The sequence below is a fragment of the Ruegeria sp. HKCCA4633 genome (assembly GCF_013034605.1).
Classification (GTDB): Bacteria; Pseudomonadota; Alphaproteobacteria; order Rhodobacterales; family Rhodobacteraceae; genus Ruegeria.
Genome location: NZ_WQGJ01000002.1, coordinates 258,810 through 279,977, shown reverse-complemented (window position 1 = coordinate 279,977; position 21,168 = coordinate 258,810). Strand labels below are relative to the sequence as shown.

Annotated in this window: 21 protein-coding genes; 10 read left to right on the top strand and 11 right to left on the bottom strand. The window is 55.2% G+C overall.

The window, feature by feature from the left end:
* Window positions 1–71: 71 nt before the first annotated feature.
* The 4 genes from galU to GOV85_RS07880 all read left to right on the top strand — a co-directional run bounded on the left by galU (window position 72) and on the right by GOV85_RS07880 (window position 5,594).
* Entirely contained in the window at window positions 72–965 is an 894-nt protein-coding gene (galU, locus tag GOV85_RS07895; protein ID WP_171176729.1) for a UTP--glucose-1-phosphate uridylyltransferase GalU, read from the top strand.
* Between the two features lie 69 nt (window positions 966–1,034).
* Window positions 1,035–2,474, top strand: coding sequence for a mannose-1-phosphate guanylyltransferase/mannose-6-phosphate isomerase (locus GOV85_RS07890; RefSeq protein ID WP_171176728.1), 1,440 nt, complete (start codon window positions 1,035–1,037; stop codon window positions 2,472–2,474).
* 268 nt (window positions 2,475–2,742) lie between these two features.
* Window positions 2,743–3,687: a DUF2793 domain-containing protein gene (locus GOV85_RS07885; protein ID WP_371813579.1), complete on the top strand. Its 945-nt coding sequence runs from the start codon at window positions 2,743–2,745 to the stop codon at window positions 3,685–3,687.
* Between the two features lie 602 nt (window positions 3,688–4,289).
* Window positions 4,290–5,594: a UDP-glucose/GDP-mannose dehydrogenase family protein gene (locus GOV85_RS07880; RefSeq protein ID WP_171177291.1), complete on the top strand. Its 1,305-nt coding sequence runs from the start codon at window positions 4,290–4,292 to the stop codon at window positions 5,592–5,594.
* 154 nt (window positions 5,595–5,748) lie between these two features.
* On the opposite strand, the gene GOV85_RS07875 is transcribed toward GOV85_RS07880, so the two are convergent.
* Window positions 5,749–6,750, bottom strand: coding sequence for a sterol desaturase family protein (locus tag GOV85_RS07875; protein WP_171176726.1), 1,002 nt, complete (start codon window positions 6,748–6,750; stop codon window positions 5,749–5,751).
* 107 nt (window positions 6,751–6,857) lie between these two features.
* On the opposite strand from GOV85_RS07875, the gene GOV85_RS07870 reads away from it, so the two are divergent.
* Entirely contained in the window at window positions 6,858–7,748 is an 891-nt protein-coding gene (locus GOV85_RS07870; protein WP_171176724.1) for a LysR substrate-binding domain-containing protein, read from the top strand.
* Here the strand turns inward: GOV85_RS07870 and GOV85_RS07865 are convergent.
* The 3 genes from GOV85_RS07865 to GOV85_RS07855 all read right to left on the bottom strand — a co-directional run bounded on the left by GOV85_RS07865 (window position 7,721) and on the right by GOV85_RS07855 (window position 10,161).
* The gene (locus tag GOV85_RS07865) at window positions 7,721–8,779 is read right to left on the bottom strand and encodes a helix-turn-helix domain-containing protein (RefSeq protein ID WP_254442972.1); all 1,059 of its coding nucleotides are present in this window, start codon (window positions 8,777–8,779) and stop codon (window positions 7,721–7,723) included. The genes GOV85_RS07870 and GOV85_RS07865 overlap by 28 nt on opposite strands.
* Before the next feature lie 75 nt (window positions 8,780–8,854).
* The gene (locus tag GOV85_RS07860; protein ID WP_171176720.1) at window positions 8,855–9,592 is read right to left on the bottom strand and encodes a hypothetical protein; all 738 of its coding nucleotides are present in this window, start codon (window positions 9,590–9,592) and stop codon (window positions 8,855–8,857) included.
* Entirely contained in the window at window positions 9,589–10,161 is a 573-nt protein-coding gene (locus GOV85_RS07855; protein WP_371813578.1) for an RNA polymerase sigma factor, read from the bottom strand. The genes GOV85_RS07860 and GOV85_RS07855 overlap by 4 nt, the downstream gene beginning before the upstream one ends.
* Window positions 10,162–10,208: 47 nt before the next feature.
* Between GOV85_RS07855 and GOV85_RS07850 the strand changes: the two genes are divergently transcribed.
* The 3 genes from GOV85_RS07850 (at window position 10,209) to GOV85_RS07840 (ending at window position 13,216) form a co-directional block, all read left to right on the top strand.
* Entirely contained in the window at window positions 10,209–10,655 is a 447-nt protein-coding gene (locus tag GOV85_RS07850) for a YceI family protein (RefSeq protein ID WP_171176282.1), read from the top strand.
* Window positions 10,612–11,145 carry a cytochrome c family protein gene (locus tag GOV85_RS07845; protein WP_254442971.1) on the top strand — a complete coding sequence of 178 codons (534 nt, stop codon included), beginning with the start codon at window positions 10,612–10,614 and terminating at the stop codon, window positions 11,143–11,145. Before GOV85_RS07850 ends, GOV85_RS07845 begins: the two co-directional genes overlap by 44 nt.
* 325 nt (window positions 11,146–11,470) lie before the next feature.
* The gene (locus tag GOV85_RS07840; RefSeq protein ID WP_254442970.1) at window positions 11,471–13,216 is read left to right on the top strand and encodes an ABC transporter ATP-binding protein; all 1,746 of its coding nucleotides are present in this window, start codon (window positions 11,471–11,473) and stop codon (window positions 13,214–13,216) included.
* A gap of 55 nt (window positions 13,217–13,271) precedes the next feature.
* On the opposite strand, the gene GOV85_RS07835 is transcribed toward GOV85_RS07840, so the two are convergent.
* Both GOV85_RS07835 and katG read right to left on the bottom strand, forming a co-directional pair.
* Window positions 13,272–13,514 (bottom strand): hypothetical protein, encoded by a 243-nt coding sequence (locus tag GOV85_RS07835; RefSeq protein ID WP_254442969.1) that lies wholly within the window; start codon window positions 13,512–13,514, stop codon window positions 13,272–13,274.
* A gap of 111 nt (window positions 13,515–13,625) precedes the next feature.
* Window positions 13,626–15,806, bottom strand: a complete 2,181-nt coding sequence (gene katG, locus GOV85_RS07830; RefSeq protein WP_171176715.1) for a catalase/peroxidase HPI — start codon at window positions 15,804–15,806, stop codon at window positions 13,626–13,628.
* 107 nt (window positions 15,807–15,913) lie between these two features.
* On the opposite strand from katG, the gene GOV85_RS07825 reads away from it, so the two are divergent.
* A complete protein-coding gene (locus GOV85_RS07825; protein ID WP_171176714.1) occupies window positions 15,914–16,846 on the top strand; it encodes a hydrogen peroxide-inducible genes activator in 933 nt (310 codons plus the stop codon).
* 51 nt (window positions 16,847–16,897) lie between these two features.
* Here GOV85_RS07825 and GOV85_RS07820 read toward each other — a convergent pair whose 3' ends face one another.
* From GOV85_RS07820 to GOV85_RS07810, 3 genes are read right to left on the bottom strand one after another with little or no spacing between them, the layout of a single operon-like run.
* The gene (locus GOV85_RS07820) at window positions 16,898–17,233 is read right to left on the bottom strand and encodes a carboxymuconolactone decarboxylase family protein (protein WP_171176712.1); all 336 of its coding nucleotides are present in this window, start codon (window positions 17,231–17,233) and stop codon (window positions 16,898–16,900) included.
* A gap of 11 nt (window positions 17,234–17,244) precedes the next feature.
* Complete coding sequence (locus GOV85_RS07815) at window positions 17,245–18,003, bottom strand: amino acid ABC transporter permease (protein ID WP_171176710.1); 759 nt, start codon at window positions 18,001–18,003, stop codon at window positions 17,245–17,247.
* A gap of 8 nt (window positions 18,004–18,011) precedes the next feature.
* Complete coding sequence (locus tag GOV85_RS07810) at window positions 18,012–18,752, bottom strand: amino acid ABC transporter ATP-binding protein (protein ID WP_171176708.1); 741 nt, start codon at window positions 18,750–18,752, stop codon at window positions 18,012–18,014.
* A gap of 120 nt (window positions 18,753–18,872) precedes the next feature.
* On the opposite strand from GOV85_RS07810, the gene GOV85_RS07805 reads away from it, so the two are divergent.
* Window positions 18,873–19,643 carry a transporter substrate-binding domain-containing protein gene (locus GOV85_RS07805; RefSeq protein WP_171176706.1) on the top strand — a complete coding sequence of 257 codons (771 nt, stop codon included), beginning with the start codon at window positions 18,873–18,875 and terminating at the stop codon, window positions 19,641–19,643.
* 102 nt (window positions 19,644–19,745) lie between these two features.
* On the opposite strand, the gene GOV85_RS07800 is transcribed toward GOV85_RS07805, so the two are convergent.
* Complete coding sequence (locus GOV85_RS07800; protein ID WP_171176704.1) at window positions 19,746–20,456, bottom strand: aspartate/glutamate racemase family protein; 711 nt, start codon at window positions 20,454–20,456, stop codon at window positions 19,746–19,748.
* Window positions 20,453–21,157 (bottom strand): GntR family transcriptional regulator, encoded by a 705-nt coding sequence (locus tag GOV85_RS07795; protein ID WP_171176702.1) that lies wholly within the window; start codon window positions 21,155–21,157, stop codon window positions 20,453–20,455. Before GOV85_RS07795 ends, GOV85_RS07800 begins: the two co-directional genes overlap by 4 nt.
* Between the last annotated feature and the right edge of the window lie 11 nt (window positions 21,158–21,168).

Below are 21,168 nucleotides of genomic sequence, written 5' to 3'. Positions count from 1 at the left end.
GGTTACGCAGCCTATGAGAAGATGTCAGATTAAATCCGTTTTCCGGCTGAATATTGAAATTGAGAGGCACCATGACACGCAAGGTCACCAAAGCGATTTTTCCAGTTGCAGGTATGGGAACGCGGTTTTTGCCCGCAACCAAGTCGGTCCCAAAAGAGATCATGACTTTGGTGGATCGCCCATTGGTGCAGTACGCAATCGATGAAGCACGTGCGGCAGGCATTAAGGAGTTTATTTTTGTCACCTCGCGCGGCAAATCTGCGCTCGAAGACTATTTCGACCACAACCTGGTGTTGGAGCAGGAACTTAGGGCCAAGAAAAAAGACAAGTTGCTTGAAATCCTGGACAAGACGAACATGGAAAGCGGCGCGATTGCCTATATACGTCAGCACAAGGCCTTGGGTCTTGGGCACGCCGTTTGGTGCGCCCGCCGCCTGATTGGGGATGAACCCTTTGCCGTCATGCTGCCTGACGATGTAATCGCTGCAGACAAGCCGTGCCTTCAACAAATGATTGAAGCCTACGAGGAAACCGGTGGCAACATGGTCGCGGCTATGGAAGTTTCGCCGGAAAAAACCAGCTCTTACGGGGTTTTGGATGTTGGCGACAGCATCGGTCCTGTCATCCCGGCCAGAGGTATGGTCGAAAAACCCGAGCCGAACGAAGCCCCCTCTAACCTGGCAGTTATAGGCCGCTACGTTCTGCGCCCATCTGTGCTGAACAACCTGAATGCGATGAAGACCGGAAGTGGCGGTGAAATTCAGTTGACTGACGCCATAGCCGAGGACATTGCAGATGGGGTCCCTGTATTTGGTTACAAATTTGACGGTCAGCGCTTTGATTGCGGTTCAAAATCGGGCTTTTTGCAAGCCACGGTAGCTTTTGCGCTTGCCCGTGCCGATTTGCGCGATGACCTGAGTCAATACCTGAATGATATTGTCGCCACCGGAAAAGCAGCCCAATAGTTAAAATCCATTTCACCGAGTACGATTAATGAAGTACAGTCAGTGGTTACCAGTTCAAAGGCAAACGCAGTGACGATTACAGTTCATCCTGTCATTCTTTGCGGAGGATCGGGGACACGTTTATGGCCTCTGTCGCGCAAGAGTTATCCCAAGCAGTTTGTTCCGTTGGTGGGAGAAACCACACTTCTACAAGATTGCGCAGAACGCATGCTTGGGCCATCAGAAGCGCCATATGCAAAGCCGCTCGTTCTGACGAATGAAGCTTTTCGCTTTATCGTTCCGGAACAACTGGCCGAAGTTGGCATTGACCCCGGACCAATTCTGATTGAACCAGAAGGGCGCAACACAGCCCCTGCTATTCTGGCTGCTGCCCTCTATCTTGCATCCCGCAACCCGGACGCGATCATGCTTGTGGCTCCGTCAGATCATGTGATTCCAGACAAGACCGCGTTCCACAAGGCGGTCGCCGAAGGCGCGCGCGCCGTCAGCGAACGTGGTGATCTGGTGACGTTCGGCATTACGCCCACACGTCCGGAAACGGGGTACGGGTACCTCAAACTCAGTCACGCACCGGATTCGAGTGAACGCGCGGTTCCGCTGGATTGTTTTGTCGAAAAACCGGACGCTGACACCGCACAGTCGATGTTGGAAGACGGCAGCTATTTGTGGAATTCGGGTATCTTCCTGTTTGCGGTACGCGACATCGTGGCAGCATTCCAACAACATGCAGGAAGCTTGATCGCACCTGTGCAAAAGGCCGTTGCCGAGGCAAAAACCGACTTGGGTTTCCTGAGGTTAGACCCTGCCGCTTGGGCCGAAAGCGCAGACATCTCAATCGACTATGCAGTCATGGAGAAAGCGGAAAATCTGAGTGTGGTCCCATTCTCCGCCGGATGGTCTGATGTCGGAAGCTGGACCGCTGTACAAGAACTGTCGGATGTGAATGAAGATGGCGTGGCGACAAATGGTGACGTCACCGCGATCGAATGCCGAAACGTTCTGATACGATCAGAATCGCCCACACAAGAAGTGGTGGCGATGGGGCTTGAGAACGTCATAGCGGTTGCGATGCCCGATGCGGTTCTTGTTGCCAGTATGGACAAGGCACAGGATGTAAAACAAGCCGTAACTACGTTGAAGGAAAAAGGGGCGAAACAGGCAGAGACGCTGCCAGTAGATCACCGCCCGTGGGGATGGTTCGAAAGCCTGGTGGTCGGTGACAGGTTTCAGGTCAAGCGGATCCATGTCCATCCGGGTGCCGCGTTGAGCCTTCAGTCCCATCACCATCGATCCGAGCATTGGATTGTGGTCAAGGGCACCGCCAAAGTCAGCATCGACGACAAAGAGCAACTGGTGAGTGAAAACCAATCCGTTTACATCCCATTGGGTGCCACACATCGGATGGAAAACCCAGGTAAAGTTCCTATGGTCCTGATCGAAGTGCAGACGGGCGCTTATTTGGGAGAAGACGACATCATTCGCTACGAAGACATTTATTCCCGCGAGTAATTGGCGAAAGCTCCTGATCTAATCTGGCTGGGCTCTCCTGGCTTGACGATCAAAAGTAAACAACAGGTTTTCCGGACGGTCGGCCCGGTCACAAAGGATTGACGCGCTTCGCGGCAGTGTAGCGCGCAACCGATTTTTCGGGCCGACAGCTTCAGGAGGACCCTCGTGTCACAAACCTCACCCCGACTGAACCTTCCCTTTCTGCAACCCTCACAGGCGCAAAAAACACGTCACTCACAACGAGGCTCTGCGAAAGCTTGATCTGATCGTGCAATTAACGGTCCGCTCAACGAACGCAAATACACCGCCAGTGGTTCCCGAACAGGGCGAGGTTCATGCGGTTGGGGCCTCACCAACAGGTGACTGGGTGGGGCACGCCGGGGACCTTGCCGCCTGGTTGGACAATGCGTGGCATTTCGTGACCCCGTCTTCAGGTTGGCGCGCCTGGGACGAAAGCACTGGCGAATTTCAACTTTGGGATGGCACAGCCTGGGCCCCTGTGCCCGTTAACATGCAAAATCTGGATGGCGTCGGCGTATCGGCACCTTCGGACACAACAAACCGCCTCACAGTGCGAAGCCCCGCCACCTTGCTGACCCACGAGGGCAGTGGGCATCAGCTAAAAATTAACAAGGCCAGCTCTGGTGATACTGCATCACTTCTGTTTCAGTCGAACTGGACAGGTCATGCCGAAATGGGTCTGTCCGGCAGCACTGGGTTTTCCATCAAGGTGTCCCCCGACGGTGCGAGCTGGACAGATGCGTTGAGCTTTGATCCCAACACCGGAGCAGCCACAGGTGCAGCCGTCCAAAGTGACGCGTCCGACACCACCGCTGGCCGCCTTATGCGAGCAGATTTCGGTTACGGCCCCGGTAACCTTTTGGGCTCGGTTTCTGAGAACACTGGCACACCTACCGGAGCCGTCATCGAACGTGGCCATAACGCAAACGGAGAGTACGTTCGGTTCGCCGATGGGACCCAGATCTGCACGTTCACACTGCCCGCGGTTGATTGCACCAATACTGAAGGTGCTCTGTTCGCCAGTTCAGCGCTGACCTGGGATTTTCCCATGGCCTTTGCTGCGACACCCTGTGTGAGTGGAAGTGGAGGCGCAGTTGATCGGTTTATCGGTTTGGATACACCCGACACAACGCAGGTTAACTGCAAAGTGCTGTCGGTCCTTTCAGATTCCTCGGCACTGTCTGCGAAGTAATCGCGGTCGGGCGTTGGTACTGACAGAATCGGCCGCCCGCCCCTTGTATCGGGCGGCTGTTTTTCGAATTGGTCTAAGTTGGTCTGTTCCGGAAATCACGTGTGAGTTCACGAAGGCCATCTTTGCGACCCTGGTATTTAACTGAACCGTCCTCTTTCAACAAAACGTCACTTTTGGCCTTATTGGTTCGAAAGCGGCCGATTTTCGGAACCATGTCCCGATTGCCAAAGGACCGTCGCAAAACCAAAGGCTTCATAGCTTTTGATAGCTCCGGCAGTGTCATGCTAACCTTGGTTCGGCTCGGCGACTTTGTGGCCAAGATCTTGAGCAATGGATACCTTAGCGCACGTCTAATCCCATGTAATTAATATTCCTTATTCGATGAGATCTCGGTGAAATCAGTGCTGTCTGACCCGAATATCCGCGACCACAGGCATCTTTGTCTTCGACGCGCACTCAAATAATTCAATACCCTTATTGCCTCAAAAACAACGAGACTCTATGGGATGCAGCCTGAGGCCTCTTTGAACCATTGAATTTGGCGCCCATTTCTTCGATTGTTTGCACATTGTCGGCAGGTATTGGTAAAAAGGGATTAAATGATGCGTATTGCGATGATCGGAACCGGTTACGTTGGCCTTGTGTCCGGCGTGTGCTTTTCGGATTTCGGTCACGATGTGATTTGCGTCGACAAGGCAAACCAAAAGATCGACATGCTCAAAGCCGGACGGGTTCCGATTTACGAGCCGGGTCTGGATGTTTTGATGGCCAAAAACGTGGCCGCTGGCCGATTGAGTTTTACCACTGATCTGGCAGATGCGGTGGATGGAGCAGATGCCGTCTTCATTGCGGTGGGCACACCAACCCGGCGCGGTGATGGCCATGCAGACCTGACCTATGTCATGGCCGCCGCAGAAGAAATCGCAAATGCCGTCACTGGCTATACGGTGATCGTCACAAAATCGACTGTACCCGTTGGCACCAACAGACAGGTACAAGAGGTGGTTGCCGCAGCCAATCCAAAGGCGGATTTTGATGTCGCGTCCAATCCAGAGTTTCTGCGCGAAGGTGCCGCAATTGACGATTTTATGCGCCCCGACCGCGTTGTCGTGGGCGTTGAAAACGACCGCGCCGCCGAAGTGATGGCCGAAATCTACCGCCCTCTCTATCTACGAGATTTTCCGATCCTGACAACCGATCTGGAAAGTGCCGAGATGATCAAATATGCCGCAAACGCGTTCTTGGCGACCAAGATCACCTTTATCAACGAAATCGCGGGCCTGTGCGAAAAAGTTGGCGCAGATGTCAAAGAGGTATCCCGAGGCATGGGTCTGGACGGGCGGATTGGCAACAAGTTCCTGCACGCCGGACCCGGCTATGGCGGGTCGTGCTTCCCCAAAGACACTGCGGCACTGGCGCGGATTGGCCAGGATCACGCGCATCCGATGCAGATTACGGAAACCGTCATTCGCGTGAATGACGAAGTCAAAAAGCGCATGATCGAGAAGATCCGCGAAGCTTGTGATGATCGCTTCAACGGCAAAATCATTGCAGTTCTGGGTGTTACGTTCAAACCCAACACGGATGACATGCGCGACGCGCCGTCATTGTCCATTGTCCCCGCCCTGATCGGCGGAGGAGCAAAAGTACGCGTTGTAGATCCACAAGGTAAATCTGAGGGTGAAGCCTTGTTGCCTGGTGTTGACTGGTGCGATGACCCTTATGCGGCAGCAAAAGGAGCTGATTTGCTGGTTCTGCTGACCGAATGGAACGAATTCAGGGCTTTGAACCTTAGCGATTTGGCGGCGGCCATGAGCACCCCCAGAATGGTGGATCTGCGCAATATCTACTCAGAAAGCAAAACCCTGAAGGCAGGTTTCGAAACCTACGTCGGGGTCGGGCGCTGAGCTTATCCGATCTTGTCGTAGAACTTTTTGCGACGCCCCTACCAGCTTGGCCAACTTACCCTGATGCTTCGCAGTAGAATGAGGGGTTACGTCTGGATGTAAATCCCAGTCCTTTGCCGGGTCGTTTCGGGCTCGGCAAAGGACTGGTGCGGCTTTACTCGCCCGCCCAGATCTTGCGCCTGCGTTCTTTAACCATTTCGTTGCCCTCGTCCGTGCCGTCGTGGAACGTGTTGAACCACTCATCCCAAGGCGTTTCCCAGGTGCCGTAGTTGCAATCGAAGAACCTGTGGTGCAGCTGGTGAAAGAAATCCCCGACTTGAAACTTGGCTTTGTTACCAAGTTTCACGTGCTCGAATCCGGCATGAGAGGTCGGCGCGCCAATGCCGTGATGAAACAGCAGGAAGATGGCGTGGACCGGATGCGACGGCAGAAGGAAAAAGATCGTCGTGTCGAACATCAAAAAGAAGCTTTCGACGGGGTGCATAGCAAGGCCGGACCACGGGCCAGTATTGATGTTGCGGTGATGCCAAGCGTGCACTTTGGTGTAAAGCTGGCCGACATGCAGCAGACGGTGTAGCCAATAAAAATGAAAACCTGCCCAGATCGGTACAAAGATAATAACCGCGATGAACCATGTCGGATTGCTGTCGAATGTGATCATGGTGATCCAGCCGTTGGCGTAGGAATACAGGATCAGGCATTCCCAGAACGTCCAGAAGGTCAGCGCCGGGCCTAAGGTCCAAAACATATTGTCCCAGACCTGGTTCTTGAAGGTAAAGACCTTTGCGCCCTTCATCATCGGACGCATGTCATAGCGGTATTCGTCCTGTTGCGTACGGAATTTCCACAGTGCCAGGTGCAAGCCACCGGCAACCACCATCAAGATACAAAAATTGCGAAACCAGATTTCGGCCACCCAATCCCAGCTGAAGGTTTCAATCCGGCCCAGCGATGGGGTCAGGTAAGTCCAGGTGATGATGGCAAAGACCAGCAGAAGCGCGCGCAGCGCCAATGGGTTCCAGCTTTGCAGGAGGTAGCGCAGCGCAGCCAAGGGTTTCATCGGCCAATCCCAGTACGGAGACGTCTGAATTGGCAATTGTGGTGTAAAGTTCCAGATTTTGCGCTTGGGACGCGGAGGCAAGGCTGGTTTTGTCATGGTGTGGCTCGTTCATGCTGTTCGCTGCCAGCACGCTAGAGCAACTTGGGCAAGGCTCAGCACGGTTTGTCTTGCAGGTCAGGGCAAGTTTTGCTTAGCCTTTCAAAATGTCGTCACGTATCCCCTCTCTCAACTGGTTACGCGTCTTTGAGGCGGCCGCGCGTACCGAAAGCTTTGCCCGGGCGGCGGTGCAGCTGAACATGTCCGCCGCGGCCGTCAGTCAACAGATCAAAGCGCTGGAAACCCGGCTGGGCACCCCTATGTTCCATCGCCATGCCCATGCCGTTACCCTGACCGAGTCCGGGCGGGCCTACTTGCCGTCGGTACAACAGTCACTGTTGATGCTGGAAACCGCCACCACAGGCCTGTTTGGCGAAACACGAGAGCAGCGACTTTATGTGCAGTCTGTGTTGCTTTTCGCCCATGGAATCCTGGCCAAGGGCCTTTCAGCATTTCAAGCCGGGCATCCTAATATCAACTTGTCACTGGCCACCGGAAACATCGTTTCGGATTTTGCCAATCGATTTACTGATTTGCAGATTGTTTTTGGCAACCCTGCTCTGTTTGGCACCGAAGGTGATGAGCTGGTTCGAGAAGTTCTTTACCCTGTTGCACCACCAGCAATCGCTGCACAGATCAAAACCCCACAAGACTTGCAGGAGCACACATTGATCGAAGTCTCAACGCACCGGGCAAGTTGGCCGTATTGGTTCGAAACCCTACGCTTGCCCGCAGGACAGGCTCGGTACTTTTTCGCTGATAACTCGATCATGGCTGCAGAATTGTCAGCCAGCGGGCTGGGTATTGCGCTTGCCCGCGCGCCTGCTTCAGATCGGATCATAGAATTGTCAGGGCTCGTGCCGTGCTTGCCCGACACCGCAGTTGCCGGACAAGAGGCGTACCACCTGATCTACCCATCGCTTGCAACCATGCGCAAACCCGCCCGCACCTTTCGTGACTGGCTGCTGGACTACAGCGCCGCAGTCCAGACTCGATAACGCCCTTGCCCCGTGACCTCTCGCACCAAACCTCGGCGGCAAAACAGATCGAAATTGCGCTGAACCGCCGCGCGGGACGCTTCGGTCAAGTCTTCGGCCAACGGAGCGGAGACCATCGGCCACGATGCCAGAACCTCGATCAGACGCGGTGGCGTGCGCCCGCTCAGATCTTGCGTGACGTCCCGGGCTTTGTCCTCCCACGCACTGATCCGGTCGAGATGCAAGAGACCCGCAAGGGCCGCCTGCCCTGCCCCTCGTATCCAGGATCCCAACTTTTCCGTCGGTTCGCCTGCCCCACGCAAGGCACCAGGGCCAGACAAGGCAAGCGGCATAAACAGGGCACCACCACGTCCCATGGACGCAGCGTGCCGCGCCGCAATCACGGCGGCCTCTGTGTCTTGTCCAATACCCTGCGCGATCGCGCGCCATGCATGAAACGCAATTGCCGATTGCGTCACCGGATGCAAACCTTCAGCGCTTTGCATAACTTCCGCCAAATCCACAACAGCCTCGGGCGCGGCGTCAGAACCCTGTGCCAGACGGTCCAGAAACGCGGTCAGCCCGCTTTCCCATCCCCCTTCTGCAGGAGCAGCGCCCGAGCCTAATCGGCGCACAGCCCAACCCGCACGGAACAAAGCTTGCACGTCGTCGTGGGTCGCGCCAATGCGCAGACCAGTCCACAAGGCCAAACGGTCCACGCTGACCCGATCGCCGGTCCACCAGCCCAGATCAGACGTCTCCATCAAAGCCAGACGATGGGTCCATCCTTTGGGTCCAGCACGTAACCGTTCGTCCAGCGCCCCAAAAGTCAGCGCCAGATCCGCTAGTTCTGCCGACAGGTCTGACTGCGCTGCCCGCCATTCACGCGGGTCAAACAACAAACGCCGATCAGATCGGGGGCCGGGCGGGAAATAATCCTCCTCCGCCACCTCATCGGGTGGCAAAAACCACAAATCCTCTTCTTCGGTCGGATCACCGTCAAAAATACTGGCCGGGCCGAGATCTTCGGCCTCATCCTCCGGACGCGGCATGGGTTTCTTCGAATTCATACCGGCATTCTTCGGGCATTTGCACCGGTTCACAAGAGGCTTTCCAAGAGTTTCTGATCAGCCAGCAAAGGTCCGGGTCAGAACGTCCAACTCATTCTGCAAATCAGTCTGCGGCGAATTGCCCAACAGCATGTACCCGTAGCCATCCTGCGCCCATGTGGCTGTCGCCAACCCACTCAGCACCGCTTGCTTGATCTCAGCCGGTGGGGCATCTGGCCCTTGACGGAAAACGCAGAATGCAAAGGGCTGACCTTGTTCATCTGCAAAAACAACCTGGATCAGAGGCTTGCCTTTGAAGGACAGAACCTGCGCCCGTTTTAGCTCCAACCCCGGCAAGGATTCCAGCGTTTCACGGTTCAAAGACCGCCCAAGCTCTGCCTCAGCCATTTCAAATTGCTTGTCTAGCGATTTGGTTGAACTGTCTAGCGAGGCTATGGTCTCGGGCACGTAAAGCGACTGATAGATCGCAGCTTGCTGTGCCCAGCCCAGGTCTGCCGGTCGAGTGGCCCAAAAGGTCACGGCAATGGTAGCAATCGCCGCACTCGCTGCGACTGCAACAATGCGCAGACCACTGCCGCGCGCAGCTGGCATCACCGGATCGGGCATCTCGATAGCTGGCGCCTCAGCCGGAAGTTTCTCAAAAACATCACGAACAATTGGCGCAAATGGATCCAGCGCCATCAGTCGTTGTTCCAGCGTGGTGTCGGTCTCGACCGCAGCCTCAATAGCGCGGCTCTGAGCCTCATCCAAGGTGCCTTCCAGATACGCAATCAGCGTTTCGTCGGAAAACGTCATTTGCCACTCCGTCGCGCGGTGTCCGCCGCATCGGGCTGCAGCACCGCTTTCAGTTTCTGCCGAGCATTCGAGAGCCGGCTCATGATCGTACCGATGGGAACCTCCAGCAAGGCGGCAGCTTCGCGGTAGCTGTACCCTTCGACGAACACAAGCATAACCGTTTCCCGCTGCGCTTCTGGAAGCTGCATCACTTGTGTAAACACTTCAGTAGCGAAAATATTCGTTTCTGTGTCCGGCTCGCTCGCCACAAGGTCTGCTTCTGGCGTTACCGATAATGCCTGCGCCCGACGAACCGAGCGCGATCGCACTTCGTTCAGCCAGATAGACCGACAGATTGTCATCAACCAGCTGTCCAGACGATTATGCGACGTGACCTGATGATGACGTTCCAGCGCACGAAGACAAGTCGCCTGCAAAAGGTCATCCGCCACGTCAGACGCCCCAGACAATGCCAACGCAAACCGCCAGACGCGTTTCGAGTGCGTCTGAACCGCATCCCGGACGGCCTGTTCTGAAGTCATTTCGGCATTCATCGAATAATTCGCGACCTGTGTGTGTTTGTCTCTCACGGACCGGGCCCGCTGGGCAAAATTGTCATAAACCTCGGAGGAATGAAATGAAACTTCTGTTGAAAACAGTCACGATTGCGTCGGCGATTGTTGCAACACCTGTTCTTGCCGGCACTTGGAATTTGGACAGCGACAACTCGCACTTGGCTTATGGCACCATAAAGAAAAACGCTGTGGGTGAGGTTAACAGATTTAGCAAAGTCAGCGGGCATGTGACCCAAGATGGTCGCGCTGAAATCACCATCGACCTGTCATCTGTCGAGACCAATATCGATATCCGAAACGATCGGATGATTGAATTTGTTTTTCGAAAAGCCGGTTCGGCAACGCTGACGGCTGACTTCAACATGGCCGAAGTATCCGGGCTGTCAATTGGCCAAACCACCACAATAGACGCAGAATCCGTTCTTTCACTGGCCGGCTCCGATGTGACTTTCGACACAGAACTATTTGTCGCGACTGTCCGAATCCTCGGTCCTGGTTTCCACCAATGATATGGTGTTCCTCAGCGCAGAAGATGCTGGTGTGAACGCGGGTGTCGATAAGCTGATGGAACTGGCAAACCTACCGAGCATCACCCGGACAGTTCCTGTCACGGCCCGGCTGATCTTTCACTCTGACAGCAAACAGACCGCCGCAACACCAGCAGCAGAAACTGCGGCCGTTGCAGCCGCCGCGTCAGGAGACATCAAGGCAGGGAAGAAGGTTTTTCGCAAATGCAGCGCCTGCCATAAACTGAAAGAAGGCAGTAACGCTGTCGGCCCTTCCTTGCATGCCGTTATTGGCAAGCCAGCGGGCCAGGTTGAAGGCTTCAAGTATTCCGCTCCTATGCAGAACTCTGGCATAGTTTGGACACAGGAAAACTTGACTGCATTTCTGGCCGATCCCAAAGGCTTCCTCCCTGGAAATCGGATGCAGTTTCGCGGTCTGAAAAAAGACGAAGATATCGTAAACCTGTTGGCATATCTGCAGAGCGAAAGCTGAGTTTTACCGAGCTTCGACCTTGATTCAGTCGCGCGGACGCCCGCGCACTGATGATCAGGCGATCTTGTTTTTCTTTTGAAGCGCAAAAAACGCGCGCTCCGGATTACTTGCTTTTGGTTCGTGGCCCGCATTGTACTTGTTTCATCCCATTGCAGCCCCTATCTACTTCTTCGCACGAACAACAGCTGGCATGAGCCTCACTGACGCAGCCCGGTATATGCCCTTTTGGCCCGGCAAAATTTAGGGTATCTGAACGTGCGCACCGTTTCACGATTTGGAGAACGCAATGATAACGCGCGCCTGGAAAAAATGGCGATCAGGCTATATGGGCCGCCTTGTAGGCGAAAGCTTTTATGCTCAAGGCCCCCTATACGGCGTTGCGATTTTGGCAATGATCGTGGTCGCCGTCACAACGGCCGGGTCGGCTTATATGATGGAATACATCGTTGACGCAATGACCAGCCCGGAGCTGCGGGGATGGGCGCAGATGATTGCGTTGGCAGTTGTGCTGCTGTTTCTAACCAAGGCGGTTGCCTCGTATGTTCAGGCCACTTTTCTGGCACGCGCGGGCAACCGGATCGTAGCGCAGCAACAGGAAAAGGTGTACCGCAAACTGCTTCGGCATGGCGTATCCTTTTTTAGTGCAAATGAGTCGTCAGATCTGCTGATGCGCACCACCAATGGTGCGCAAGCGGCGCGAAGTTTGATCGATGTATTGGTGACCGGCTTTGTCCGCGACGCCCTGACTTTGGTCGGGTTGGTGGCTGTGATGGTATATCAGCAACCAGTATTGTCGGTGATGTTCTTTGTTGTGGGTCCTGTTGCCCTGTTGGGGGTGCGCTATTTGCTGAAAAGCGTTCGCTCGATCATGCAGGCCGAATTCAAATCGCTGGCCGAAATTATCCGCGTGCTGCAGGAAACTTCGGCGGGTATCAAAGTCATCAAGGTCTTTTCGCTGGAAGACAGAATGATTGACCGGATGGAAACCGCCATCCGTAAAGTCGAGCAACGCTCGAACGACATTGCCAGGCTTCAGGCAATCGCCAGCCCATTGATGGAGTTTCTGGCAGGTCTTGCCGTTGCGGGCGTGCTGATTATCAGCACGATGGGCATCGCAGGGTCTGAGCAACCTTCAGCCGGGCAGCTTATGTCCTTTATTACGGCCTTGCTGATGGCTTACGAGCCGGCAAAACGCCTGTCACGCATGCGCGTCCAGATCGAAACCAACATGATGGGTGTCGGGTTGTTGTTCAGCTTGCTCGATTCGCAGGACACAATGGTTGAAAACCCCGAAGCCCGCGACTTAAACACCGGTCCGGGTTACATTGCCCTGCGCAATGTAACCTTTGGGTATCAAGGCGCGGTGCCCGTGATAGAAAACATGAACGTTTCGTTCGAAGCCGGCAAAACCACCGCCCTTGTTGGCCAATCCGGTGGTGGTAAATCTACATTGTTCGGGCTTATCATGCGGTTTTATGACCCCGATGAGGGTGTTGTTGAGATTGATGGTCAGGATCTGCGAGACGTAAGCTTTGCTTCGCTGCGGCGAAAGATATCTTACGTTGGCCAGGACACGTTCTTGTTTTCGGCGTCAATCATGGACAATTTGCGCTGTTCGGCTCCGGAAGCGTCAGATGAAGAAGTTTTTGAAGCCGCCAAAGCCGCGCACGCCCACGATTTCATCATGGAATTGAAGGACGGATACGACACTCAGGTCGGTGAAAACGGAGCCTTCCTGTCAGGAGGTCAAAAACAGAGGATAGCCATTGCGCGTGCCATTCTGCGCAACGCAGAGATCCTGCTGTTGGACGAGGCCACCAGCGCCCTAGATGCTGAATCGGAAACGCTTGTCAAAAAGGCTTTGGATGCCTTGACCCAAAACGTGACCGTCATCGTCATCGCACACCGCCTGTCGACTGTGCTTGAGGCAGACAAGATTATCGTCGTTCAGGATGGTGCAATTGTTGAGCAAGGCAATCTGGATGAGTTGATGAAGAAAAGCGGTAGTTTCCGCACTTTGTTTGATCAACAATTCAAACAGCACACGCCCGCGAAAGAAGTCGCGGAGTAACCGCGACTTTAGCTTTCCTTGGGGAACCTATTTGCCGGGCGACCAATGACTGGGATTACGGCAGATCATCCAACAACATTAGATAAAGTAGATTGCCGGCCTGTGGACCCGCGCCAAGGTAGTCAACCCATTGATCGGTGGATTCGTTATACCGGCGGTACCGCTCGATCTTGTCATAAAGCCCGTTGACGATGGTCTGTTGTTCCGAAATCGGAAGGCGGACCCAATCGTCTTCGGTAACTGTCGCAGTCTTGCGCTGATCAACGCCACGTACGTACGCTACGCCCAAAGGGCCCATTGGCCCTGACGCAGACCATCGGTATTTCAATACATATGAGAAATAAGGCCTACTGCGTGGCCTCGAAAAAGTAATCCAGGCGAGGCTACCCTCGCCTGGACTCTTCATAACTTACGTAACCAGATCAAAGCGGTCGTTATTCATGATCTTGGTCCATGCTGCCACGAAGTCGCGCGCGAACTTTTCGGCGTTGTCGTCCTGAGCATAAACCTCGGCATAACCGCGCAGGATCGAGTTCGAGCCAAAGACCAAATCCGCGCTGGTGGCCGTGAACTTGACCTCACCAGACGCGCGGTCGCGCAGCTCATAAGTACCGCCTTCAACCGGATGCCAGCTGAGCGACATATCCGTCAGGTTGACGAAGAAGTCAGTGGTCAACTGGCCCACACGGTCCGTAAAGACACCATGCGCCGATCCGCCATGGTTAGCACCCAGAACTCGCAGGCCGCCGACCAGAACGGTCATCTCAGATGCCGTCAGACCCAGCAATTGCGCGCGGTCCAGCATCATCGCCTCTGGCGACACGGCGTATTCCTTCAACTGCCAGTTGCGGAACCCGTCAGCCAGTGGTTCAAGCACCGAGAAGCTGTCTGCGTCGGTCTGTTCGTCCGTCGCGTCACCGCGACCAGCCGAGAAGGGAACCGCCACATCAAAGCCTGCTGCCTTGATCGACTGTTCCAGACCGACATTACCTGCCAGAACGATCACGTCAGCGACCGACGCTCCGATTTCAGCGGCAATCGGCTCCAGCACACCCAGGACTTTTGCCAGACGCTCAGGCTCGTTGCCCGCCCAGTCTTTCTGTGGTGCCAGACGGATGCGCGCACCATTTGCGCCACCGCGTTTGTCCGAGCCTCGGAAGGTACGTGCACTGTCCCAGGCGGTGTTGATCATCTCGATCGCTGTCAGGCCACTGTCTGCGATCTTTGCCTTGACGGCTTCTACGTCATAATCAGCCGAACCGACCGGGATTGGATCCTGCCAGATCAGATCTTCTGCAGGGACGTCCGGACCGTAATAGTTGACGCGTGGACCCATGTCGCGGTGGGTCAGTTTGAACCAGGCACGGGCGAAGGTGTCCGCGAAATAGTCCGGATCGGCCATGAATTTCTGACAGATGGCGTTGTATGCCGGATCAACCTTCATCGCCATATCCGCATCTGTCATCATCGGCATCCGGCGGACAGACGGGTCGGTCGGATCGATCGGTTTTTCATCTTCCGGCATGTCGACGGGCTGCCACTGATGGGCACCGGCAGGGGATTTGCCCAGCTCCCATTCGTAGCCGAACAGATAATCGAAATAACCCATGTCGAACTTCAGCGGCTCTTTCGTCCACGCGCCCTCAATGCCTGAAGTGAACGCGTTGGTCGCCTTACCGTTCTGATCCGGGTTGTCCCAACCAAGGCCCTGGCCAGACACAGGGCAGGCTTCGGGCTCGGAACCGATATTGTCGCCCGCCATAGCGCCGTGTGCCTTACCAACCGTGTGACCGCCGCAGGTCAGCGCTGCGGTCTCTTCGTCATCCATAGCCATACGGGCAAAGGTTTCACGGATATGCAAAGCGGTCCGCGCAGGGTCCGGATTGCCGTTTACACCTTCGGGGTTCACATAGATCAGACCCATGTGCACCGCGCCCAGCGGGTTTTCCAACGTGCCGGGTGTTTCCAGATCGCCATAGCGGCTCTCGGACGGGGCGAGCCACTGGTTTTCCGAACCCCAGTACACGTCTTTTTCCGGGCCCCAGATATCTTCGCGACCAAATCCAAATCCAAAGGTCTTCAGGCCCATCGATTCATACGCAACAGTGCCCGACAGGACGATCAGGTCAGCCCAGGACAGCGCGTTGCCGTATTTCTTTTTCACCGGCCACAGCAGACGGCGGGCTTTGTCCAGGCTGGCATTGTCCGGCCACGAGTTGAGCGGAGCAAACCGGATGTTGCCCGACCCTGCGCCGCCGCGACCGTCACCCAGCCGATAGGAGCCGGCCGAGTGCCACGCCAGACGGATCATCAGGCCGCCATAGTGGCCCCAGTCCGCCGGCCACCAGTCTTGACTGTCTGTCAGCAGCGCCTCGACATCGGCACGGACGGCTTTGAAATCCAGACCTTTGACCGCTTCACGGTGGTTGTAATCCGCATCCATCGGGTTGGTGCGCGTGTTGTGCTGGCTCAGAATGTCTAGGTTCAGCGCATCCGGCCACCATTTGGTGACTGAATTGCCTGTACCTGTGTTCCCGCCATGCATGACAGGGCAGCCGCCGGTTTGATGATTGTGAGGGTTACCGTCCATTGTAAATCTCCTGAGTATTTACCTAGGGGTTCAGATGCCTTGACTCGTACCCGACCCAAGCGATAAATGGAAATTTGTATTTTCTATCATTGTGATTAGTTTTTCCTATGAAAGCACTAACACTCAAGCACCTGCGTTATTTCGAGGCCCTTGCCACCCATGGTCACTTCGGCAAAGCCGCAGCGGCCAGTGCAATTTCGCAGCCAGCGCTTTCCATTCAAATCAAAGAGCTAGAGGCCATCATGGGCGGCCCATTGGTCGAACGTGCGGCGCGTGAAACCCGCTTGACTGCCTTGGGTGAAGACGTGTTGAAGCACAGCCGTGAAATTCTGACCCGAGTCGAGGACTTGGGTAAGCTGGTGCAATCCCCGTCCGGCCCGCTGTCAGGCCGATTAAGGATCGGTGTAATTCCCACAGTTGCGCCTTATCTTCTGCCCTCGATTATCAAGGCCATGTCGCAGCGATTTCCGCAGCTGACGATTGAGCCCAAAGAGACCATCACCGAATCCGTGATCCGCGAAATACTGGACTCGCGACTGGATGTCGGGGTCGTTGCCCTGCCGGTGTCGGAACCCAGTCTTCGAGAGTTCTCGCTATTCAACGAAGATTTTTTGCTGGTCCGCCCGGCGCGAGATGCCAGCCTGCCCATGCCAAGTTCATCGCAGCTCAGAACAATGCGGCTATTGCTGCTTGAAGAAGGCCACTGTTTCCGTGACCAGGCTCTGTCTTTTTGTTCAATCCGCAATATCGAACCGCAACAGGTTATGGAGGGCAGCTCGCTTTCGACCCTTGTACAGATGGTTGGGGCAGGAATTGGTGTCACTCTGATCCCCGAGATGGCCGTTGGGTTGGAAACCCGTTCCGCTGATGTCTCTATTGCCCGGTTCCAGGACACCCCGCCGGCGCGAACAATTGGGCTAGTTTGGCGAAAGACCAACCCGCTGAGTGAAAACCTGCTCAAGATCGGCGCGATCATCCGCAAAACTGCGGAAGAGAACATTTTGAACCCTGGGCACAGCGATCAGACTGCAGCCGAGTGACCCACCTTTAAGCGCGATACGGCAGGTATTGCCGGACATTGCATTTAGATGTCATTCGGAAAACACATCATAAGCTTTGAGCGCCTTGGCACTATACGCATACGACGGCCCGCCCCCCATATAGGTCGCCATGGCCAAAGCCTCGCACATTTCTGCGCGCGTGGCCCCCAGACGAACCAGAGAGCGCACATGAAACCCGATGCAACTGTCGCACCGGGTGGCGATGGCAATGCCCAGGGCCATGAACTCTTTGGTCTTTTCGCTCAGTGCGCCATCGGTCTTGGCTGCCTTACCCATGATACCAAAACCCCGAACAGTTTCGGGAACTTCCTTTGAGAAAGTCCCTATATTGGCCTCGGTCTCGGCCATGAAGTCTTTCCAGTTCATGTCTTTACTCCTTATCCGCGCTCGTCTGCGCCCATGCGGCGTTCCAACCAGCGCACACCTGCACTGATGATCAGCACGAGGATCAAGTATTCAAAGATCAACAGCGTATAGATTTCGAGCGGGCGGTATTCCGTCACCACCAATTCATTCGCGCGGCGAGTCAATTCCTGCATCCCGATGACGCTGGCGAAGGCGCTCATCTTGACGATGTAGATGAACTGGTTGGCCAGCGGCGGTAGAATACGCCGGATCGCCTGAGGAAGGATCACGTAACGCATGGTCTGCACGTAGTTCAAACCGATGGTTTGCGCCGCTTCACGCTGACCGCGCGCGATGGATTGAATACCCGCGCGATAGATCTCGGCCGTGAATGCGCTGTCTGAAATCGCAAGGGTAATGATTGCACCCCAGAATGGATCGATAGGGACGTTCATTCCCATCGACTGGAACACGATAGGCAATCCATAAAAAACCCAAAACAGCATCGGCAGCAGTGGAATGGCGCGGATGAATTCCACATAGACCCGGTTGACCAAACGCCAACCGCGTTTCTCGGACAGCCCCGGCAATGCCACCATCAGGCCCACGACAATCGACAGAACCGCCGCGATCAGCGATATCTGGATCGTCGCCCACATGCCCGAGACAAGGAATTTTACGTTGGTCCAGCCCGATGCCGTGGTGGGGTCAATCACATACCAGCCCCAAGTCTGGGACGAGGAACAACCCGCAAGCAACAGCAAGGGCACTATCAGAAGAAGTTTTTTCATAGCCCCTCTCAGTGCTGCAGAATTTGCGACAGGAATTTACGACACCGCTCGGATTGCGGGTTGGTGAAGAAATGTTCGGGCTTGCCTTCTTCGACGATTTCACCCGCGTCCATGAAGATCATCTTGTCGGCCACCTTGCGCGCAAACCCCATCTCATGGGTCACAACCACCATAGTCATGCCCTCGTTCGCCAACTCGACCATGACATCCAGCACTTCCGAGATCATCTCGGGATCCAACGCCGAGGTCGGCTCATCAAACAACAGAACACGCGGCTCCATGCACAGGGACCGCGCAATGGCAACGCGTTGTTGTTGGCCACCGGACAACTGAATGGGTTTTTTGTCCGCCTGATCAGGAATGTGTACGCGCTCCAGATAGAGACGTGCCTTTTCCTCGGCCTCTTTACGGCTCAGACCCCGCGCTTTGATCGGGCCCAGAGTCAGGTTTTCCAACACGGTCAGATGCGGAAACAGGTTAAACTGTTGAAACACCATTCCAACCTCGGACCGGATAGTCGCCGCAGATTTTGCGTCATCCGTCAGTTCGATCCCATCCACGCGGATGGTTCCTTTCTGGTGTTTTTCCAACTGGTTGATACACCGAACGACGGTTGACTTACCTGACCCCGAGGGCCCGCATATCACCACCTTCTCGCCGCTGTTGACCGTCAGGTTTATATCCTTGAGTACGTGAAACGTGTCGAACCACTTGTTCACGCCCACAAGTTCAATTGCGGCGTCTGGCATAGCTGGTCTGCCCCTGTTTTGGTCAAGTTGTAATATTTTCTTGAGGTTATCTTTCTCTTTCGGGTTAAATCAATGATGAACACGGCGGCAAGACATAAACATCACCAACGGGAGAAAGCGATGAACACTTTTTTGAAAGCAGCGGCAGCAGCCGCGCTGGGTCTGGTATTGTCAGGTGCCGCACAGGCGCAATCCGCACTGAACGAGATTCTGGATTCCGGCGTGCTTAAAGTGGGCACCACCGGTGACTGGAACCCCATGTCGCTGCGCGATCCGGCCACCAACAGCTACAAAGGCTATGACATCGACATCATGAACGAACTGGCCGCCGATCTGGGGGTTGAGGTCGAATATGTGCCGACCGATTGGAAAACGCTGGTCAACGGTGTGGTGGCGGGCAAGTACCACCTGACCGGTTCGGCCTCGATCTCTCCGCCGCGCATGAAGGTCGCCGGTTTCTCGGATAGCTATATTGCTGTGGAGTTGTTCCCGTACACGATCAAGGATAAGGCGGACAAATTCGACGGCTATGATTCAATCAACCAACCGGGCGTGACGGTCGCCACAACTCTGGGCACCACGTTTGAAAAGCGCGTGCGTGAATGGTTCCCGAACGCTGAGATCAAAGTCGTGGAGGCCCCGGCCCGCGGTTTTCAGGAAGTGATCGCCGGACGCGCGGATGTGTTCATCACATCGAACATCGAAGGCTCAACACTTGAGGCGAAGTTCCCTGTGGTCCGTGTCAAGAATGCGGGTCCCCGGTCGCCATCGCCTATCGCGATGATCCTGCCGCAAGGCGATCAGGTCTGGATCAACTACGTGAACAACTGGATCGAAGTGAAAAAAGCGCAAGGCTTCTTCGAAGCTAACCGCGAAAAATGGGGTCTCTGATCCATTTTCAGACATAACCAGCACTTTAGCGCCCGGCCTTCAGGATCGGGCGTTTTCTATTTTGACATGACTGAGCAAAGTGCTTCGCGCACCAATTTTCGATCAATATGTCCGCGGAACCAGACCGGCCTGAAACCATTGAATAAAAGAGACGATGGAAAACACGGGCAACCCAGTAGCCTGTTGGATATCGCGTGCATAGGGGCACATATTTGTGCATTCCAGCACGATTGCACCCAAGTCAGGGTTGTCCGCAACCAAGGTATGCGCCGCCTGAACATTATCTTCACGCGCTTTCTGAACATCCAGCCTTAGCTCATTTCCAAGGATCGCACGGGTGAACTCCTGCCCGCCTTCGGTTGTGCCAATCGGGGTATCCAACGGCACGTTGGCCGCCCGCAGATGATCTTTCGTTAGGGTGGAGGCTGAAATGGTCAAAACCCCTGCGCGCTTACCCGCAGGCAGAATGCGATTCACCATCTCGACCTGCATCAAGGACGATGTGGCCACCGGAACCGGGACGGCTTGGGCCAGTTCTTTCTGGAACAGGGACAGGAAACCGCAATTGGTGGTTATGCCATCCACACCATCCCTTACCAGATCCTGCGCCGCGTCGATGAACAGATCCAGCATCCCCTCGGCCCGGTGCCGAACCACCCGATCCGGCGAGGCATCACGGACTATGCGATAGAGCACCGGAAACGGCCAGGTCAGCGCGTTGCCCATGTCACCTGGGATTCTGGGGAATTGGGCATCCAGCATCAGAATACCAACCGATGCGCCGTAGATGGATTTTCCGCCCTGCGCGATCATCCCTCGACCTCCTCAATAATTCGAGCCGAGATTTCTTCTGACCCTTCCATGTAAATGCTGCTAATCCCGTGACGCACAGCGTCCTGCACCTGATCCATGCGCTTGGTGATATGAGCACCCAGAACATGCGCGGCCTCTTCCGCATCCCGTTCCATCAACGCCTGCATAACTTGCTTATGCTCGTCTTTTGAACGTTGCACCCGGTCCATACTCATGGAAATCCAACGGATATAGCGAATGCGCTCATTGATCCGCATCAGAGTTTGCAAAAGTTCCATATTGCCCGACAGTTTGGCTATCCCAAGATGAAACGCCTCATCCCGGCTGACTGCTTCTTCGACGGTCAGGCCGGTGATATCGATGCCCGTTGAGTAAAGCTCATCCCGCAGATTCTGCAGGTCTTTGTCAGAGGCCTTGGAACACGCCGCACGCGCGGCGGCAGTTTCGATAATCTGGCGCAGTTCAAACAGGTCAAACACGCTTTGCGCATCCAACGGACGACAAAAAAACCCTTGCCCCGGGCGAAAATCAAACAACCGTTCTGCAACCAACCGGTTCAATGCCTCTCGTAAAGGGGTCCGGCTGACGCCCAGGTCCTTGGACAAGGCAACTTCGTTCAGGCGATCTCCCGGGCGCAGACGGAACGAGACCGCCATCGCCTTAACCTGATCATAGATGTCGTCGACCCTTGGACCCGCCATTAACCTGCCCT

Coding starts and splice junctions, on each gene's coding strand:
- GOV85_RS07880 (WP_171177291.1), top strand. CDS start 4,290: ATGCGTATTGCGATGATCGGAACCGGTTACGTTGGCCTTGTGTCCGGC.
- GOV85_RS07835 (WP_254442969.1), bottom strand. CDS start 13,514: ATGGGCCCTTTGGGCGTAGCGTACGTACGTGGCGTTGATCAGCGCAAG.
- GOV85_RS07810 (WP_171176708.1), bottom strand. CDS start 18,752: ATGCCAGACGCCGCAATTGAACTTGTGGGCGTGAACAAGTGGTTCGAC.
- GOV85_RS07795 (WP_171176702.1), bottom strand. CDS start 21,157: ATGGCGGGTCCAAGGGTCGACGACATCTATGATCAGGTTAAGGCGATG.
- GOV85_RS07860 (WP_171176720.1), bottom strand. CDS start 9,592: ATGACGTTTTCCGACGAAACGCTGATTGCGTATCTGGAAGGCACCTTG.
- GOV85_RS07825 (WP_171176714.1), top strand. CDS start 15,914: ATGAAAGCACTAACACTCAAGCACCTGCGTTATTTCGAGGCCCTTGCC.
- GOV85_RS07865 (WP_254442972.1), bottom strand. CDS start 8,779: ATGCCGCGTCCGGAGGATGAGGCCGAAGATCTCGGCCCGGCCAGTATT.
- GOV85_RS07800 (WP_171176704.1), bottom strand. CDS start 20,456: ATGATCGCGCAGGGCGGAAAATCCATCTACGGCGCATCGGTTGGTATT.
- GOV85_RS07875 (WP_171176726.1), bottom strand. CDS start 6,750: ATGACAAAACCAGCCTTGCCTCCGCGTCCCAAGCGCAAAATCTGGAAC.
- GOV85_RS07820 (WP_171176712.1), bottom strand. CDS start 17,233: ATGAACTGGAAAGACTTCATGGCCGAGACCGAGGCCAATATAGGGACT.
- katG (WP_171176715.1), bottom strand. CDS start 15,806: ATGGACGGTAACCCTCACAATCATCAAACCGGCGGCTGCCCTGTCATG.
- GOV85_RS07840 (WP_254442970.1), top strand. CDS start 11,471: ATGGGCCGCCTTGTAGGCGAAAGCTTTTATGCTCAAGGCCCCCTATAC.
- GOV85_RS07850 (WP_171176282.1), top strand. CDS start 10,209: ATGAAACTTCTGTTGAAAACAGTCACGATTGCGTCGGCGATTGTTGCA.
- GOV85_RS07815 (WP_171176710.1), bottom strand. CDS start 18,003: ATGAAAAAACTTCTTCTGATAGTGCCCTTGCTGTTGCTTGCGGGTTGT.
- galU (WP_171176729.1), top strand. CDS start 72: ATGACACGCAAGGTCACCAAAGCGATTTTTCCAGTTGCAGGTATGGGA.
- GOV85_RS07870 (WP_171176724.1), top strand. CDS start 6,858: ATGTCGTCACGTATCCCCTCTCTCAACTGGTTACGCGTCTTTGAGGCG.
- GOV85_RS07805 (WP_171176706.1), top strand. CDS start 18,873: ATGAACACTTTTTTGAAAGCAGCGGCAGCAGCCGCGCTGGGTCTGGTA.